This window comes from Cytobacillus sp. NCCP-133, from assembly GCF_026011715.1.
In the GTDB taxonomy this organism is placed as follows: Bacteria; Bacillota; Bacilli; order Bacillales; family Cytobacillaceae; genus Cytobacillus.
In genome coordinates this window covers 109,993-126,398 of record NZ_BRVM01000011.1, presented here as the reverse complement: position 1 = coordinate 126,398, position 16,406 = coordinate 109,993, and the positions used below count along the sequence as shown (strand labels likewise).

Genomic DNA, 16,406 nt, shown 5'->3' with positions numbered 1-16,406 from the left:
CTTATACAGAGACCGCCTTCTTTAGTCTTCTGCAGATCTCATCTCCAACCTCTTCAGTGGATGATGTTCCTCCAATATCCGGTGTTTTAATACCGTCTTTTGTAACGTCCTCAATTACATCAAGAAGCTTTTTACCCAGTTCTTCTTCACAGAAGTGATCGAGCATCATTTTGGCAGTCCAAATTTGTCCAATTGGATTGGCTATTCCCTTGCCCACGATATCAGGAGCGGATCCGTGGACAGGCTCAAACATGGATGGATACTTTCCATTAATATTGATGTTTGCAGCTGGAGCAATTCCAATGCTGCCCATAATTGCTCCTCCAATGTCGGTCAAAATGTCACCAAACAGGTTGCTCGCCACTATAACATCAAATATTTGCGGACGGGTTACAAAAAATGCAGCAAGTGCATCAATATGGTAGGATGCTGTCTGCACATCCAGATAATCTCCCTTAACATCATTAAAGACTTCGTCCCAGAAAGGCATGGAATGGAAAATACCATTAGACTTGGTGGCTGATGTTAAATGCCCTCTTCTTTTCTTTGCAAGTTCAAAGGCATATCGCATTGCCCGTTCTGTTCCTTTTTTTGTAAAAATAGCATTCTGGATGGCCAGTTCATCCTCACCCTTGTGAATTCTTCCTCCTACTTCACTATATTCACCTTCGCTGTTTTCTCTTACTACGATTAAATCAAAATCATTAGGATTAACTAACGGCGATTTTAAGCCTTTAAAATATTTTGCAGGACGTATATTAATCGACTGTTCAAATTCTCTTCTAATTTTAATTAACAGACCCCATAAAGAAATATGGTCTGGCACTAAAGCTGGGTTGCCAATGGCACCAAGAAAAATAGAATCAAAGTTTTTTAGTGTTCCTAACCCGTCTTCCGGCATCATTTTTCCGTGTTCAACATAATATTCGCTGCTCCAAGGAAACAATTGAAAATCAAATTTTAATCCGCCATGCACTTCTGCAACCGTTTCTAATACTTTTAATGATACAGGTACAACTTCTTTTCCAATTCCATCTCCAGGTATTACGGCAATCTCATATTTTTTCATGACCTACAGCTCCTTTATTTGTTTTTTGGTTGTAATTTTCATATTTGGCTATTTCCTGCTGGTATAAGTCCTCACCGTTTGAGTCATATGCAACAAGCAGCGGAAAATCTTGTACTTCTAATCTTCGGATTGCTTCTGGACCCAGGTCATCATATGCAACTACTTGAACAGCTTTAACTCTCCTGCTTAAAATGGTGGATAATCCGCCAATAGCTGCAAATGAAATGGCACCATATTTTTTGCATGATTCCTTGACCAGATCCCTTCTTGGCCCTTTGCCGATTGTTCCTACAACCCCATATTTGTACATTGCAGGTGCATAAGGATCCATTCTAAATGCTGTTGTCGGCGCTACTGGGCCAATTACCTGTCCTGGTTTTGGAGGACATGGACCAGCATAAAAGATAATCTCCCCTTTCAAGTTAACTGGCAAAGGCTCCTTGTTTTCAAGCAGCTCTACCATTCTCTTATGTGCAGCATCTCTTGCCATGTAAATTGTTCCTGAGAGGAAAACTGTATCACCTATTTTTAGTTTCTTAATATCTTCCTTGGAAATAGGTGTTTGCAGCCTGTATTCAGGCATATTGATCCCTCCTAACTTTTCATTTTGCCCTGTTATCCTATTGATTTCCCCTCCAGCCAGCAGAGTGCTGTAATCCAGCATTAAATAACGATTGTTTTCTTTCTTGCTGCATGGCATTGGATATTGACTGCTACAGGCAAAGCTGTAATATGGCAGGCATATGTTTCAATAGGCACCCAAAGAGCTGTGCTCGTTCCACCAAGTCCCTGGGGACCAATCCCTGTATCATTAATAGCTTCCAGCAATTCATTTTCAAGCTCAGCAATGTGAGGGTCAGGATGGTGAACACCTATTTCTCTTAAAACAGCATGTTTCGCAAGGGAAGTCACTTTATCAAAACTGCCGCCAATCCCGACTCCTACAACAACAGGTGGACATGCCTTTCCTCCAGCACTTTTGATAGTCTGCAAGACAAATTTCTTTACACCCTCAATACCTTCTCCTGGGAGCAGAAACTTCATGGCACTCATATTCTCACTGCCACCTCCTTTTGGCAGGACAGTTATTTTAATTTGATCGCCAGGCACAATTTCAGTATGTACCACTGCAGGTGTATTATCTCCAGTGTTTACGCGCAGCAAAGGATCCCCTACAACCGATTTGCGCAAATAGCCCTCTCTGTATCCAGTCCGCACTCCTTCCTGAATGCTATCAAGGTAATTGCCACCTGAAATATGCACATCCTGCCCTATTTCTGCAAAAACAACTGCCATACCCGTATCATGGCAATAAGGCATATGATTGGTTTTAGCTTCATCAGCATTTTCAAGCAGTTGCTGAAGGATAGACTTGCCAATTGGTGAAGCTTCTGTTTTCTCCGCGCGCCTGAATCCTGCCAAAACATCCTCCGGCAAATAGTAACAGGCTTCCCAGCAAAGTTTAGCAACGCTTTCAGTTAAAACCTCTGCATCCACAATCCTCATTTTTTCTCCCCTTTTCCCTCAATTAGCTTAATTAAGTTTTTTAAGTCCTCTTGGGTATGTTCCTTAAGGCTCTTGGCTGCTTTCTCAGGATCTCTGTCCCTAATTGCTGTATATATCTCTTTGTGTCCTTTTAAAATAGTTAGTCCGCGTTCATTTCCCTCAATATTCAAAAGGCGATAATAATAAGTTAATGAATGAAGCTCATCCACCAGTTTTTTCAACCTTACATTTTCGCATATTAAAATAATTTGCTCATGAAACTTTGTGTTCCATTTAACGACTTCTTCCTTATCATTTCTTTCGATAGCAGCTTTCGTTCCAGCCAGGACCCCTTCCAACTCTGCTATTTGTGACTCAGTTGCCCGTTCTGCTGCTAAGGCAACAGCAGCAGATTCAAGTGCAATCCTACAGCCATATATATCTTTTACATCTTTCAATGCAGGCTTATATACAGTTATTTGCGACTTTTCATCCATAATCAAAAGACCCTCATTAATTAAAGTTCGAATCGCTTCTCTTACAGGGCTGCGGCTGATTGAGAATTGCTTGGCAAGCTGTGCCTCATACAAACGGTCTCCTGGTTTATATTCTCCGTGCCATATTCGCTCTTTAATGGTTTGCTGAATTTGCAGGTAAAATGGAAGGGCCTTTTCAAGAGGTTTCTGATTTTGATTCACATTTGCCCCCCCTTTCGTTTTCCATGCTTTCCTGTTTGTCGGCTGTCGACATCTTTACTTTTATAATAGTTCAAATTATTTAAAAATTCAATTATAAATAAGTAAATCAAAAAACACCATTCCATTTCTAACCTTATAGAATGGTGTTTTGTTTCACTGCAAGGAGGATAACTATTATTCTTCTATTTCCATTTCCTTAAATATTTCTTGAGCTGCCTTAAAACTATCCAGTGATGCAGGGACGCCGCAATAGATTGCAGTCTGCAAAAATATTTCCTGGATCTCATCTTTTGTTACTCCATTATTAATGGCGCCGCGTAAATGCAGCTTTAATTCATGAGGGCGATTTAATGCCGTTAGCATAGCTAAATTAATGATGCTTCTCGTCTTTCTAGGCAAACCGTCTCTAGTCCAGATTTCTCCCCAGCAATATTCAGTAACTAATTCCTGGAGAGGCTTAGTAAAACTTGTTGCGTTTTTTATGGAGTTATCAACATATTCAGCTCCTAATACTTCACGCCGCACTTGCAAACCTTCATCAAATTTTACTGTCATAATAATTCCTCCTTAGTAAACTTTTTCATTTTTTAAGCTTTGCTGCCTTGACGATCGAACTTCGCTCCAGGTACTCGCTTTCACCTGGCGGTCATTTTTTAAAAAAAATGTGCCTAAAGCAATTGCCACTGTATGATCTTTTTCGTCTATAATCCTGCACTCTGAAACAACTGTACTTTTCCCTAAATGAATAATTGCAGGTTTTGCATACAGCTTTTTCCCTTTGCCAGGACTAATATAATTCATTTTCATTTCCAAAGTATAGACTTGGGATTCTTTTGGTATCTTGGTCATTATGTGAAAACCAATAGATACATCTGCCAATGTATAGAGGGCTCCTCCTTGTGCAACATCATATGTATTGGCATTTTGCATACCCAATTTCATGCTCATTTCGCCATTCTCTTCAAAACCAATTCCTAATAATCTGCCAGTATAATGGAGTTCTTTTTTTGGTCCTTTAAGCGCCCTAATAACATGGGACACCTGATTTAATTCCTCACTTGAAAGAGTCTCAAGCTCTCTTAAAATATCACTAGCAACTGTCATTGTTTTAATTAGTCCCCTCCTCTCTTTAAATGTTATGGCTCTGTTAAACTTTCCGCATGATTTCGGCTTAAGAAGTTCAGCAAACCAGGTACAGTCGGTGAGCTTCCGCAAGCAATAAGCCAGCAGGGGCTCCTTTTGATTTACTTCTGCCGCAGAACATTGAATCCGCTTCATTAAATAGTATGCATTTTCGAGGATCTCCCGCCTTCCGCTTCAATCAATAGGGATACAATTATCAAACCTTCGCGTTAGTAGCCAAGTTTTTAAATATCTACTATTAGGATACTGGATCCAATAAAAAACGTCTACACTTTTCTGAATTTTTTTAATGTTTTCAATAAAATATTTATTTTATATAAAAATATGCATTATAGCACTATGAAAATATTTATAAAACTGATATAATATATAAAAAGATAGAAAAATACTATAATGGTGATATTGAGGGGGTCAATTAAAATGGATATCAAACAGTTAGAGGTTTTTAACACTATATATAAACATAAAAATTTTTCTAATGCAGCTAAGGAGCTTTTTATTTCACAGCCTACTGTAAGCGCTCACATCAAGAGTTTGGAAGAAGATCTGGGTTTGCAGTTATTCAATCGAAAAAATAAAGCTATGGGCAATTTAACGGATGCCGGAAAAATTTTATACCAATATTCCACACAGATCCTTTCCCTTGTTCGTGAGGCTGAAGCTTCATTGGCCGATTATAAACAAGGTCACTCAGGTTCGTTATCTTTGGTCACTTCTCATTCATTTTGTTATTGGATCTTGCCTAAAATCCTTGAGAATTTTAATCATTTGTATCCTTCAGTAGACATCATATTGCATACTGAATTCACGCCCAAAATGATTGAAATGGTCTATAACCGGGAGGTACATTTTGCAATTGCCAGAACTAGTACCCCGGACTTTAACGACGACACTCTTCAGAGTGAACTAATTGGGCAGGATCCTGCTGTTTTTGTTGTATCACCCCAACACCCCCTGGCTGTTTCAAAAAGTGTCTCAATTGAAGATATTGTTCAGGAAGAATTTATTCTTTACGGAAAAAAGTCAAGTTTTTGGTCACAGGTTCAAGGTGCTTTTACCAACATGGGCTATACGATTAAAACCGGCATGGAGCTGAATGATATCAATGCAGTAAAAAAAATGATTGAAATCAACATGGGGATTTCAATCTTGCCGCAAATCTCTGTCCAGAGTGAGCTTGAGAATGAAACAATAAAATTGGTTAAAGTAGACGGTTTCCCACAAATTATGAGATATTCAAATTTAATATACCAAAAAGATTTAATAATGACAGGTGCTATCGATAATTTCGTCAAATTTATTCGGGAGACACAGCCTTACTTATTGGATGGCGCTATTTAAAAAATCAGGTCCCCTCTATAGAGACCTGATTTTTTCACCTTTTGTCTGAAGTGGCTTTCGTGTGTCTTGTAATAAATCCCCACAGATCTTCCGGATGACTTAGAATCTTTTCCCCAAGTTTCTTGGCTAAAATACTCTCCAATCCGTATTCATCACGCCAGGCCCATAATCGTCGAGTACTTTGGTGGAGCGGGTGTTCATCTGTAAACCCCATGGCTCCATGTACCTGGTGGGCAATACGTGCCCCTTCCTGGGCTGCATCACCAAGCTGAATTTTCGCCATTGAAGCTTCTTCGGTACTGATCCCGGCATCAATATTTGTGATAATAAAATCTGCAACTGCCATTGATGCTGTTGTTTCTCCAGCCAAAATAGCAAGCTTCTGCTGAACAGCCTGAAATTTCCCAATAGGACGACCGAATTGTGTTCTTTCTTTTGTGTAAGTAACCGACAACTCCAACGTTCTTTCCATAGAACCCGTCATCAGCATAACCCTTGTCAGTGTAGCCAAATCAAAGATTTCGCCTACTTTACTATTATCTATGGCTGTTACTTCATTTTCAGACAAGAGGATATGATTCAGGATTACTTCATCAAAAGGATCTCCAGCTAAATTTTCATGATTGCGGACCTGACATTCCTTCAGGCGAACATTGGCAATTTTATATTGATTCTCAAAGGTTTTACCTATGATAGTAATCGTTTTAGCGTTGCGGGCCCAAGGGACAAATTTAGCTATACCCGATAGTACCCATCCTGAATCAGTTTTATCGAAATCAATTTCGTTTTCAAAAGAAAATGTACTAATAGTATTAGTAACAGGCAGGCCACATTCTGATAAAGCGAAATTTGAGAGAATATGTTCTGCCAAAGGCACAGGAGCAGCATAATATCCGACAATCTTAAGCAAATCCATAAAGTCGCCTAAATCACCGCCGGATCCGCCTTTCTCTTCATGAATGCCAACTGCATTGACACCAAGCTCTTCTAGTGTCTCCCATAGCGTTTCAGGAAATTCTCCTTTTTCTGCAGCCGATATTAACTCCTTTGTACATAGGTCCCTTAATACCTTGCTAACAGTATCCTCGAGCATTGACCTTATTTCACTCATCGAACACCTAACCCCCTTGCAATTATTCCGCGCAGTATTTCTGTTGTTCCTCCTCGTAAAGTAAATCCAGGTGCATGAAGAATAGACTGAGCCAATAAGGCATCAAAACTGGAATCAGCTGTTACAGAAGGGTGGCTTGGGATTAGGAGCCGTGCAGTTTTTATTATCTCGTTTTCATATTCTGTTCCTAAATCCTTAACAAGTGCGGCCGCTATTTCCGGTGATTTTCCTTGCTCCAGCAAACCAGCGACACCTAAAGACATCTTTCGGAGGGTCCATAGCCTTGAAACAAGCCGCCCAACGGCAATCTTTGCATAATCACTGTCAGAATCTGAAAGCTTCCTCACTAATTCTTCCAATAGAGGGTATGTACTCATAAACCGTTCTGGACCGCTGCGTTCATATGCCAATTCTGCCAAACTTTGTTTCCAGCCTCCTCCTTCCAGCCCTATAATCATGTCCTCTGATACCTCAACATCTTCCATTATTACTTCATTAAAATGATGTTCTCCTGTCATTAGGTGTATTGGGCGGATTGTAATGCCTGGTGCTGATAGATCAAGCAGTATTTGGCTTAATCCTTCGTGTTTTTTCTCTCCTAAAGGGGCAGTTCGCACTAAAGTGATCATAAAATGGGCATGATGGGCTCCGCTGGTCCATATTTTGCTGCCATTTACAATCCATTTATTTCCTGACTTTTTAGCCCTTGTGGAAACTGAAGCAAGGTCTGAACCGGAATTAGGCTCACTTAAGCCTATTGCAAAAAAGATTTCACCCCTGGCAAGCAGAGGCAAAAAGCGCTGCTTTTGTTCTTTTGTTCCATAGCGCAGCAATAAAGGTCCAGTTTGACGGTCTCCAAACCAATGTGCTGCAACAGGTGCGCCAGCGGCCAACAGTTCTTCGGTTATTACAAATCGTTCTAATGCTGTTCGTTCATGTCCACCATACTTTTTGGGCCATGTCATTCCCAGCCAGCCTTGTTCACCGATCTTACGGCTAAATTCTGCTGAATAACCGCCCAGCCATGTATCACATTTGGGCTCAAAGCTCCCTCGGCTTCTTTCCTCACTTAAAAATTCTCGTATTTCCCTGCGCAAATATTCAGCTTCTTCAGGTAGTTCGACATTGGGCAGTTTTAATTCTTTCAAAATAATACCTCCATTTTCCAGAGAGTAACAACACATAAAAAAGAATCATAGATGTTTATCTGCCTTTAAACACTGGTTTCCGCTTTTCCTTAAAAGCAGCAAGAGCCTCATTTCGGTCTTCTGTATTCAGCACTCTTTCATATGCTTCAGCTTCATATAAAAGCCCCTCTTCCAGTGTGACGCTGCGTCCAAAATTGATGGCAGCTTTTGATTCTTTTACTGACAGCGGAGCATTCATATTTATCTCTTCTGCTATTTCTATAGCCCTTTCCAAAACTGATCTTCCTTCAACAACTTCAGTGATCAAACCGATGGATAAAGCCCGCTCCGCAGCTATTTTCCTGCCGGTAAAGATAAGCTCTTTTGCGTGTAAATCACCAACTGCTCTTAAAAGTCTTTGTGTTCCGCCTACGCCGGGGATAATTCCGATTTTGACTTCGGGGAGACTGAATAAGCTATGGGAAGCTGCTATTCTTAAATCACATGCAAGAGACATTTCCAATCCTCCTCCAATGCATAAGCCGTTTACCGCCGAAATTACAGGCTGTCGGAGACTTTCAATTTCCCGATAGGTTTGTCTCGCTTTTTCCAGATAATCCTGAACCTCCTGAGGGTCCATGTTTATCCTTTCTTTTAAATCTGCACCTGCGGTAAAAGCAATTAAACCCGAGCCTGTAATAATGACTGTTTTATATGAATCCGATTCCTTAATCCTTAAAAGTGAATCATGCAGTTGCATGAAAGTTTCATAGTCAAGCGCATTGTAGCCATTTTCCCTATACAGCTGTAAAATAGCCGTCTCTCCATTTTTCCGAAAAATAATACTCAAATAAAACCACTTCCTTGATAGACTTATTATCAAATCTTATATGCCCATAGCTAGATTGCTTTTACCATTCCCCCGTCAACCAAGAGGGAAGTTCCGGTAATAAACGAGCTTGCATCAGATGCAAGGAAGGCAACTACCTTTGCAAATTCCTCCGGATTGCCATAGCGTCCTAAAGGAATCGTCTTCTTGGAAGCTTCTTCTACTTCCTCTCGTGTTTTCCCCTGATTATCCGCTTTCAGCTGATCAAGAAAAGCTACCCGATCAGTGGCAATTCTGCCCGGGGCTACAGTATTTACCAGGATATTATAAGGTGCCAGCTCTTCTGCCAGGCTTTTTGCCAGCCCCACCACTCCCAATCGGAATGTGTTGGATAAGATAAGACCTGGGATTGGAGTTTTAATAGAGGATGAAGCGATATTGATAATTCGTCCCCCATCTTTCTTTAAGTCTGGAAGGGCAGCTTTGATCAGCCTAACATAGCTTAGAAGATTTAATTCAAATGCGTTTTGCCAATCTTCATCATTAAATTTCTCAAATGACCCTCCGGGAGGTCCGCCCGCATTATTGACTAGAATATCAATCTTCCCTAATTCTTCATTTGTCTTTAAGAAAAGGGTCTCTATCTCATCAGGTTTTGTTATATCGCAGGGAAAATAGGAAACTTTCCCTTTCCCCAATCCCTTCAGTTCTTCTCTTGCTGTTTGCAGTTTATCTTCATTTCGGCTCGTCAGCATGACATGGGCGCCCTCTTTGGCTAATTCAGATGCGATCGCTTTTCCTAATCCTTGGCTTGATGCAATTACTAAAGCAACTTTTCCTGCTAAATTTAGTTCCATTTTAACCCCGCCTTTTTCTTTTTTATATGCTTATCACTCCATATTAAGGAAGTCTAGTCACACAGAATTGTTCATCATGACCCAGAACTTCTGCCTTTACGTGCTTTCCGGATGCGACCTCTAAAATCTCCTGATAAATTTCATGTCCCATTTGTTCTAATGATTTATCACCAGTCAGGACCTGCCCTGCGTTAATATCGATATTTTCCCTCATTTTTGTGTAGGTTTTCGGATTGCCAGTTATTTTTATTACTGGCACACCCGGAAACCCTGTAGGTGTTCCCCTCCCGGTTGGGAATAAAATAATTTGGGCTCCTGCTGCCGCTTCCCCTGTTGATACTTCACCATCGTGGCCAGGAGAATCGAGTAAAAACAATCCTTTTTGATCAGGCTGGTGCCCATATTGAATGACACCTGAAAATGGGGCACTGCCAGACTTTTTCATGCTGCCCAGAGACTTCTCAACGACACTTGATAATCCACCAGCATAATTCCCTGTGGAAATTAAGTGGGTTCTATCTTTATTGCTTGAGTTCTGTGTCTGTCTTCTTAGTTTTTCTTCTGTGCGATAAATCGTTTCCCTAATATTCTCTGCGACCTCTTCATTAATGGCTCTTCTTGCCAAGATGTCCTCGGTTCCGATTAATTCTGTAATTTCACTTAATATTGAAGAGCCTCCTTGTGACACAAGTTTATCCGAAGCAATGCCCAAAGCTGGATTCGCAATTAATCCGGATGTCATATCAGAACCCCCGCAGTTCAGTCCGATCATCAGTTCACTTACAGGAAATTCCTCTCGAACCTGCCTGGATGCAATTTGCTGCATTTCCCGCGCAATCTTGCTTCCTTTTTGAATTGCTGCTAAAGAATCTCCTTCCGATTGAATAACGACTGTTTCCAGCATTTTATTTGCTGGAGCAATTCCTTCAGCCAATTCATAAGGTGAAAATCTTTCACATCCCAGACCTACCACAACAACTCCTGCAAAATTCGGGTTTTTCCCAATCGCTATTAGAGTTTTCGCTGTTACCTCTAAATCTTCCCCTACTTGGCTGCACCCCACTGGATGCCTAAAATATACGCTCCCTGGCACTTGATAAGCTATTCTTTCTGCCACTTTTGCCGAGCAAAAAACAGATGGGATGATAGCTATTTGATTACGGACGCCTACAGTTCCATTTTTTCTCCTGAATCCCATAAATGTATCTGTCATTATTTCATTCCCCTTTCACAGTACATATTATGGTTATGAATATAAGAACCCTTTTGCACACTGACCATCATTTTTCCAATTTCCTCACCATACTTTAAAACGCTTTCATCCTTTTCAATATCAAAGATTGCTAGTTTATGGCCAAAAGTTATATCTTCAAGGAGCACTGCCTTTTCCTCTCTGTCATTGAAGCGCAAAATACACTCTTCTCCTTTTTTCAGGTCAGTAAGGGCAACCGCCACATTATCTGAAGGATCTATAACAAGAGCAGCTTTTTGAAGATTAATAGTGTTTTCCATTGTTAACCTCCTAGTTAACTATACTGGTGAACAGTCAACTTCTTTAATAGGTCTCCACTCTCATCAAATGTCAGCTGATGTGAACCTTTTATAGTAAAATTACGATTTGAATTCTTTAATTCATCTAGAACAGGAGAAGTTGCGAATAATCGATTTAAATGAAGTGTATTAGGGATTTGGACAATTTTAATCGTCTCCTTGTCGATTTTCGGGCCAAGGCTGTAAATGGCTGTTTCTACTGTTTCTTGCTCTGTATCATAAATCATCGGCAGCATGGCACGTCTTAAATATGTGGCTGTTAGTGCATTTGTGTAGGTAGATTTGCGATCCATTTTGTCTACCAATTTTTGTGTTGTAAAATCGGCCAATCCAATTCCTTGAGCATTGCCAAAAGACTTTTCTGCCAAATCAAGGACTGCCAGTTTGCTTACAGCAGGAAATTCGGGTTCCTGTACCCCATCAATTCTCCATCTGCCGATAATATTGGGGTCCATTCCAGTGCCGCTAAAGCACTTGCCCATTTCTTCAACCAGCAGCAGATCAATTTTATTTACTGGCAGGCTTGGCATCATGGCTTTTGAATAATGAAGCAGTTCCTCTTCCCTGGTATGCCAGCTTTCCACCGTTACACCTGCTATTTCAGCCGTTTCATCATATCCATTCTCTATTATGGCCAATCCCATCAATATAGGACTATTTTGAAGAGCAAAAGATGAAACTTCCTCAATATTTTCAGCCATCTTTAAAGCGCCATCACTGTGAACAAACGAAGCTCCCTTAATTTTCCCCAGACCAATTGTGACCATTTTACTTAAGCCGCTTTCCACTCTTCCTCTAAAAGCTGTGTGGGCTTTAATTCGGTTAATAACTAGTATTCCATCAGCTTGGTAGGCATTTTTATCCATATAAACCGGCTGCCCTCTTGGTGTATGTCCCAAGAGCTCAACGTCCATGGATGAACGTATTTCTGCACCAACTGTTTCTTCTGTGATGCCCAAATGCTTCAGCACCTCTATCTGGCCTTCTGCTGTCGCACCCCCATGGCTGCCCATTGCTGGAACGAAAAATGGCCTATACCCTGAATTTTTCAAATAAGTTACCGTTTCTTTAAGAATTTGTACGATATTTGATATTCCCCTGCTCCCGGCTGTAATCGCAATCTCTGCATTCTCTGGCAAAGTTTCAGTACGCAGGCATTGTTTTAGTTCACCGTGAACTTTCCCTTTTATATCTGTAAGTCTATCATTTGGAAACTGCTGTTCAATTTCAAAAAGCTCGAACATCTCTTCACACCCTTTCAATTCAATTAGCATAATTCTAGTGTAAAAATCAATCATATACACCAAGTATAAAATATTTCTGAAAATTATGTCAATAAATTATCGACTATTATTAATATTTTATTAAATTTTATAGATATTATTAATAAAATAAAATATAATTATATTCATAATTTTCAATTAGTATATTGGGTATTTTGCACAATTTTGATTGCTGAAATTCCGAGTCTCCTCAGAAATGGATATGTAGTTCCTGTGTGAAATTGAGGATTCTTTGTCCAGCTGGAGACACATTCAAAGGGAGATTCCGCAGGTACAGGGCGCCGAGGAGCTTCCCGGAATAACCACGGAAAGCAGGCTTATTGAGGGAAAATAAACAGACTAGCTTAACAGAGCTAAAATTTTTTTTAGAAAAGGAGAATAGGATAATGACAGAAGAAATAAAAAAGAAAAAATTAACCTCCTATGGAGATAAAGGATTTAGTCAGTTTATTAGACAAGCTTTTAATAGACATTTGGGATATGACCCCGATGATTTTAATAAGCCCGTTATCGGCATTTGCAATACAAAGAGTGAAATCAATCGATGCCATTCCCATATTGAACCTTTAATTACTGCTATTAAAAACGGCGTCCTAATGGCTGGCGGAATCCCTTTAGAATTTCCTACAATATCTTTGGGTGAAATAAATACAAGCCCAACTACAATGCTTTATAGGAATCTTGCTGCCATGGATACAGAGGAAATGATTCGTGCCCAGCCTATTGATGGGGTTGTATTAATAGGAGGATGCGATAAAGTAACTCCATCTCAATTAATGGGTGCTGCCAGTGCCGATATTCCTTCCATCCTTATTACAGGCGGCCCTATGAATAATGGCGAGTATGAAGGCCGGACGCTGGGAGCTTGTTCGGACTGCAGATATTTCTGGCAGGAATACCGTGGAGAAAAAGTGAATGAACAGGAAATTGAAGAAATCAATAAAGCACTGGCTCCTACTGCCGGACACTGTATGGTTATGGGCAGTGCCAGTACGATGGCGGTTTGTGCAGAAGCGATGGGAATGATGCTTCCTGGCGGTGCTGCCATACCTGCAACACATAACCGCAGGCTTGAGCACGCAGTTCAAACCGGGAAAAAAATTGTTGAATTAGTGAAAAAAGATATTACCCCTTCACAAATTATTACTAGGAAATCAATCGAAAATGCAATTCGAATGCTGATGGCTGTCGGGGGATCCACGAATGCCGTCATTCATCTAATAGCTATTGCAGGGCGTTTGAATATTGAACTGCCATTGAATCTATTTGATGAATTAAGCCGAACCACTCCATTTATCGCCAACTTGCGCCCGGCTGGCAAGTATCAAATGGAGGACTTCTTTAAAGCAGGCGGTGCCCCAGTTGTATTAAAAGAGCTCGAAACGCTGCTGCATACCGATGAATTAACGGTCACTGGACAAACCATGGGTAAAAATCTGGAGAATGTCAAATGCTCAGATACATACCGCGATATTATCACTCGCTTTGAAAAACCATTGCATGATGAAGGAGGCATAGCGATATTAAAAGGAAACCTTGCACCCAATGGAGCCGTCATAAAACCAAAAGCAGCTTCCAAAGATTTATTAATGCATAAAGGCCGTGCAGTTGTTTTTACTTCATTAAAGGATCTTGAAGAAAGAATCGATGATCCGGAACTGGATATCTCACCAGATGATATTATGGTGCTGCAAAATGCAGGACCGAAAGGCGGTCCAGGTATGCCTGAGGCTGGAATGCTTCCCATCCCGCAGAAGCTGCTAAAACAGGGTATACGCGATATGATTCGCATCTCTGATGCGAGGATGAGCGGAACTGCCTTTGGAACAGTTATACTCCATGCAGCACCAGAAGCAGCCGTAGGCGGTCCAATCGGGCTTGTTAAGACCGGAGACATCATTGAACTCGATGTAGAAGAACGTATTCTTCAGCTGCATGTATCAGAAGAGGAATTGGAAAAGCGGCGTTTGGAGTGGCAGCCGCCATCATATCTTGAGAGGGGCTATGCCTCCTTGTACCAAAAGCATGTTCTTCAGGCTGATCAGGGTTGTGATTTTGACTTTTTATTATACAAGCCAAATAATGATTAATAAAAGGAGGCTGGGACAAAACTAAATCATTCAGTTCTAAAGGCGAATAATTATAAAACAAAATAGTTATAAAAAAAAAAAAAAAATCCGAACTAACTAGAATTCTAATTAAGAAATTCTAAGTTATAGTTCGGATTTTTATTTGATTAAAACACTTTTGTCCCAGACTCTTTTTAATTAGTTCACTTTTAAATCTTTTACCGGGTTTGCCAATGTTTCAAATCCATCTATCTGGCATTCTACTACATCCCCATCCCGTATCACGACTGCTCCCGGTGTACCGGTAGAAATAATATCTCCTGGAAGAAGTGTCATAACTTTTGAATGGAAAGAAACTAAGTGCCAAGGATTAAATGTCATGTTTGAAACAATGTTTTTGCGGTGCAATTTTCCATTGATAACAGTCGAAACATTTAAATTAAGTACATTTTCGACTTCATCTGGTGTCATTAACTGCGGTCCAAAACTAAAGAAAGTATCAAAGCTTTTCGAACGGGTCAAATAGCGTGGATTTACCTGTAAAATATCTTCAGCTGTCATATCTATGATTGTTGTAAATCCAGCAATGACATGTGGGGCATCTTCCATGGAAACGTCCTTGCATTCTTTGCCGATAATGACACCCAGTTCAGACTCTGCTGTCGTACGGTTTGATTGATGAGGTATTTTTATTGCATCATTTGGACCAATAATGGCTGTCGTTGGCTTCATAAAACTTGCCGGTTCTGTATTAGGGGCAGACTCGCTTAAATCGGCGGCATGTTCCACATAGTTTAGCCCTATACCCCAAATCTTTTTTGGAAATCTATACAATGGGCCATATTCAATATTGCTTGAAGGTATTACTTCATGAAAATCTTCAATCATGCTTTTTCCTTCTCTATTATACCAGTCTGTCAAATGTTTTAGCTGGCCTGATTCTATAATATCAAAAAGATTTGAAGCCCAATTTAAATTCAGGTTTTTATTAATGGCTTCTATTAAAATGGCTCCCTTTCCAGTAATAATCGCTGCTTTCTCTTCTCCAAATCTTTTCACAGTAGCTAATCTCATCATTTCATCTCCCTATAAAAATGGCTAAGCAATTAAATTGGTGCTTTTTCATTTCTTTCTTCGATTTCAATCCCTTTTTCCATTAAAATTTTATCCACCCATGACCTTTCCCATTTTCCTTGCCCAATGGAACGGAGAATTTCTTCTTCCTTCTCTGACAGTTCCATCGCTTTTGCCAGAATAACATGGGCTTCAGCTTTAGGAACAACAACTACCCCATCATCATCACCGATAATGACGTCACCAGGTGACACTGGGACGTTTCCGCAGCTAATAACTGTGTTAATTTCACCCGGTCCTTCCTTATATGGCCCTCTCGGTGTAGATCCTTTTGCAAAAACAGACAGCCCCAGTTTGGCAATTTGAATTCGATCCCGGATTGCTCCATCTATTACAAACCCGCCAACCCCCTTCGTTTTTGCATAGTAAGACATGATTTCGCCTATTATGGCATGTTCCGTATCACCGCTTGCATCAACAACAATAATATCTCCAGGCTGGGCAAGATCCATCGCTTTATGTACAGGTAAATTATCTGATGGATGTGTCCTTACTGTCATTGCTCTTCCAGCCATATGGACACCGGGAATATTGACTGGTTTAATAGCATAATTCATAACTCTCATTCTTCCCATTACATCTCCAATAACAGGAGTAGCAATATATTTGTAGCCATCTATTATATTCTGATCCAGCCGTTCAGAATCTTTAATTGCGCGATAGCCTGTGTTTCCCAATTAAACACCTCCTGAATTAAATGTTAAGGAAG

At 40.3% G+C, this 16,406-nt stretch carries 17 protein-coding genes; 2 read left to right on the top strand and 15 right to left on the bottom strand.

Annotated features, from left to right (window positions below; all coding sequences use genetic code 11):
* Position 1: 1 nt before the first annotated feature.
* From NCCP133_RS13920 to NCCP133_RS13895, 6 genes are all read right to left on the bottom strand, one after another.
* Positions 2 to 1,069 carry a tartrate dehydrogenase gene (locus NCCP133_RS13920; RefSeq protein ID WP_264805625.1) on the bottom strand — a complete coding sequence of 356 codons (1,068 nt, stop codon included), beginning with the start codon at positions 1,067 to 1,069 and terminating at the stop codon, positions 2 to 4.
* The gene (locus tag NCCP133_RS13915) at positions 1,056 to 1,769 is read right to left on the bottom strand and encodes a FumA C-terminus/TtdB family hydratase beta subunit (protein WP_264805624.1); all 714 of its coding nucleotides are present in this window, start codon (positions 1,767 to 1,769) and stop codon (positions 1,056 to 1,058) included. Before NCCP133_RS13915 ends, NCCP133_RS13920 begins: the two co-directional genes overlap by 14 nt.
* Positions 1,733 to 2,575, bottom strand: coding sequence for a fumarate hydratase (locus tag NCCP133_RS13910; protein WP_264805623.1), 843 nt, complete (start codon positions 2,573 to 2,575; stop codon positions 1,733 to 1,735). The genes NCCP133_RS13915 and NCCP133_RS13910 overlap by 37 nt, the downstream gene beginning before the upstream one ends.
* On the bottom strand, positions 2,572 to 3,252 hold the full coding sequence (locus NCCP133_RS13905; protein WP_264805622.1) for a GntR family transcriptional regulator: 681 nt from the start codon (positions 3,250 to 3,252) through the stop codon (positions 2,572 to 2,574). The genes NCCP133_RS13910 and NCCP133_RS13905 overlap by 4 nt, the downstream gene beginning before the upstream one ends.
* A gap of 174 nt (positions 3,253 to 3,426) precedes the next feature.
* The gene (pcaC, locus tag NCCP133_RS13900; protein WP_264805621.1) at positions 3,427 to 3,807 is read right to left on the bottom strand and encodes a 4-carboxymuconolactone decarboxylase; all 381 of its coding nucleotides are present in this window, start codon (positions 3,805 to 3,807) and stop codon (positions 3,427 to 3,429) included.
* A 12-nt stretch (positions 3,808 to 3,819) separates the two neighbouring features.
* Positions 3,820 to 4,530 (bottom strand): PaaI family thioesterase, encoded by a 711-nt coding sequence (locus NCCP133_RS13895; RefSeq protein ID WP_264805620.1) that lies wholly within the window; start codon positions 4,528 to 4,530, stop codon positions 3,820 to 3,822.
* A gap of 285 nt (positions 4,531 to 4,815) precedes the next feature.
* Between NCCP133_RS13895 and NCCP133_RS13890 the strand changes: the two genes are divergently transcribed.
* The gene (locus tag NCCP133_RS13890) at positions 4,816 to 5,736 is read left to right on the top strand and encodes a LysR family transcriptional regulator (protein WP_264805619.1); all 921 of its coding nucleotides are present in this window, start codon (positions 4,816 to 4,818) and stop codon (positions 5,734 to 5,736) included.
* Positions 5,737 to 5,770: 34 nt separating this feature from the next.
* Here the strand turns inward: NCCP133_RS13890 and NCCP133_RS13885 are convergent, their stop codons facing one another.
* The 7 genes from NCCP133_RS13885 to NCCP133_RS13855 are packed head-to-tail and all read right to left on the bottom strand — an operon-like array spanning position 5,771 to position 12,455.
* Positions 5,771 to 6,847, bottom strand: coding sequence for an acyl-CoA dehydrogenase family protein (locus NCCP133_RS13885; RefSeq protein WP_264805618.1), 1,077 nt, complete (start codon positions 6,845 to 6,847; stop codon positions 5,771 to 5,773).
* Entirely contained in the window at positions 6,844 to 7,995 is a 1,152-nt protein-coding gene (locus tag NCCP133_RS13880) for an acyl-CoA dehydrogenase family protein (RefSeq protein ID WP_309298071.1), read from the bottom strand. Before NCCP133_RS13880 ends, NCCP133_RS13885 begins: the two co-directional genes overlap by 4 nt.
* A gap of 55 nt (positions 7,996 to 8,050) precedes the next feature.
* Positions 8,051 to 8,824 (bottom strand): enoyl-CoA hydratase-related protein, encoded by a 774-nt coding sequence (locus NCCP133_RS13875; protein WP_264805617.1) that lies wholly within the window; start codon positions 8,822 to 8,824, stop codon positions 8,051 to 8,053.
* A gap of 50 nt (positions 8,825 to 8,874) precedes the next feature.
* Entirely contained in the window at positions 8,875 to 9,660 is a 786-nt protein-coding gene (locus NCCP133_RS13870; protein WP_264805616.1) for an SDR family oxidoreductase, read from the bottom strand.
* 43 nt (positions 9,661 to 9,703) lie between these two features.
* Positions 9,704 to 10,873: a UxaA family hydrolase gene (locus NCCP133_RS13865; protein ID WP_264805614.1), complete on the bottom strand. Its 1,170-nt coding sequence runs from the start codon at positions 10,871 to 10,873 to the stop codon at positions 9,704 to 9,706.
* Positions 10,873 to 11,172: a UxaA family hydrolase gene (locus NCCP133_RS13860; RefSeq protein ID WP_264805613.1), complete on the bottom strand. Its 300-nt coding sequence runs from the start codon at positions 11,170 to 11,172 to the stop codon at positions 10,873 to 10,875. Before NCCP133_RS13860 ends, NCCP133_RS13865 begins: the two co-directional genes overlap by 1 nt.
* A gap of 14 nt (positions 11,173 to 11,186) precedes the next feature.
* Positions 11,187 to 12,455: a nickel-dependent lactate racemase gene (locus NCCP133_RS13855; protein WP_264805611.1), complete on the bottom strand. Its 1,269-nt coding sequence runs from the start codon at positions 12,453 to 12,455 to the stop codon at positions 11,187 to 11,189.
* 425 nt (positions 12,456 to 12,880) lie between these two features.
* Between NCCP133_RS13855 and NCCP133_RS13850 the strand changes: the two genes are divergently transcribed.
* A complete protein-coding gene (locus NCCP133_RS13850) occupies positions 12,881 to 14,584 on the top strand; it encodes an IlvD/Edd family dehydratase (RefSeq protein WP_264805610.1) in 1,704 nt (567 codons plus the stop codon).
* Between the two features lie 177 nt (positions 14,585 to 14,761).
* Here the strand turns inward: NCCP133_RS13850 and NCCP133_RS13845 are convergent, their stop codons facing one another.
* Positions 14,762 to 15,637: a fumarylacetoacetate hydrolase family protein gene (locus tag NCCP133_RS13845; RefSeq protein WP_264805662.1), complete on the bottom strand. Its 876-nt coding sequence runs from the start codon at positions 15,635 to 15,637 to the stop codon at positions 14,762 to 14,764.
* A gap of 32 nt (positions 15,638 to 15,669) precedes the next feature.
* A complete protein-coding gene (locus NCCP133_RS13840) occupies positions 15,670 to 16,374 on the bottom strand; it encodes an RraA family protein (protein ID WP_264805609.1) in 705 nt (234 codons plus the stop codon).
* Positions 16,375 to 16,406 lie beyond the last annotated feature (32 nt).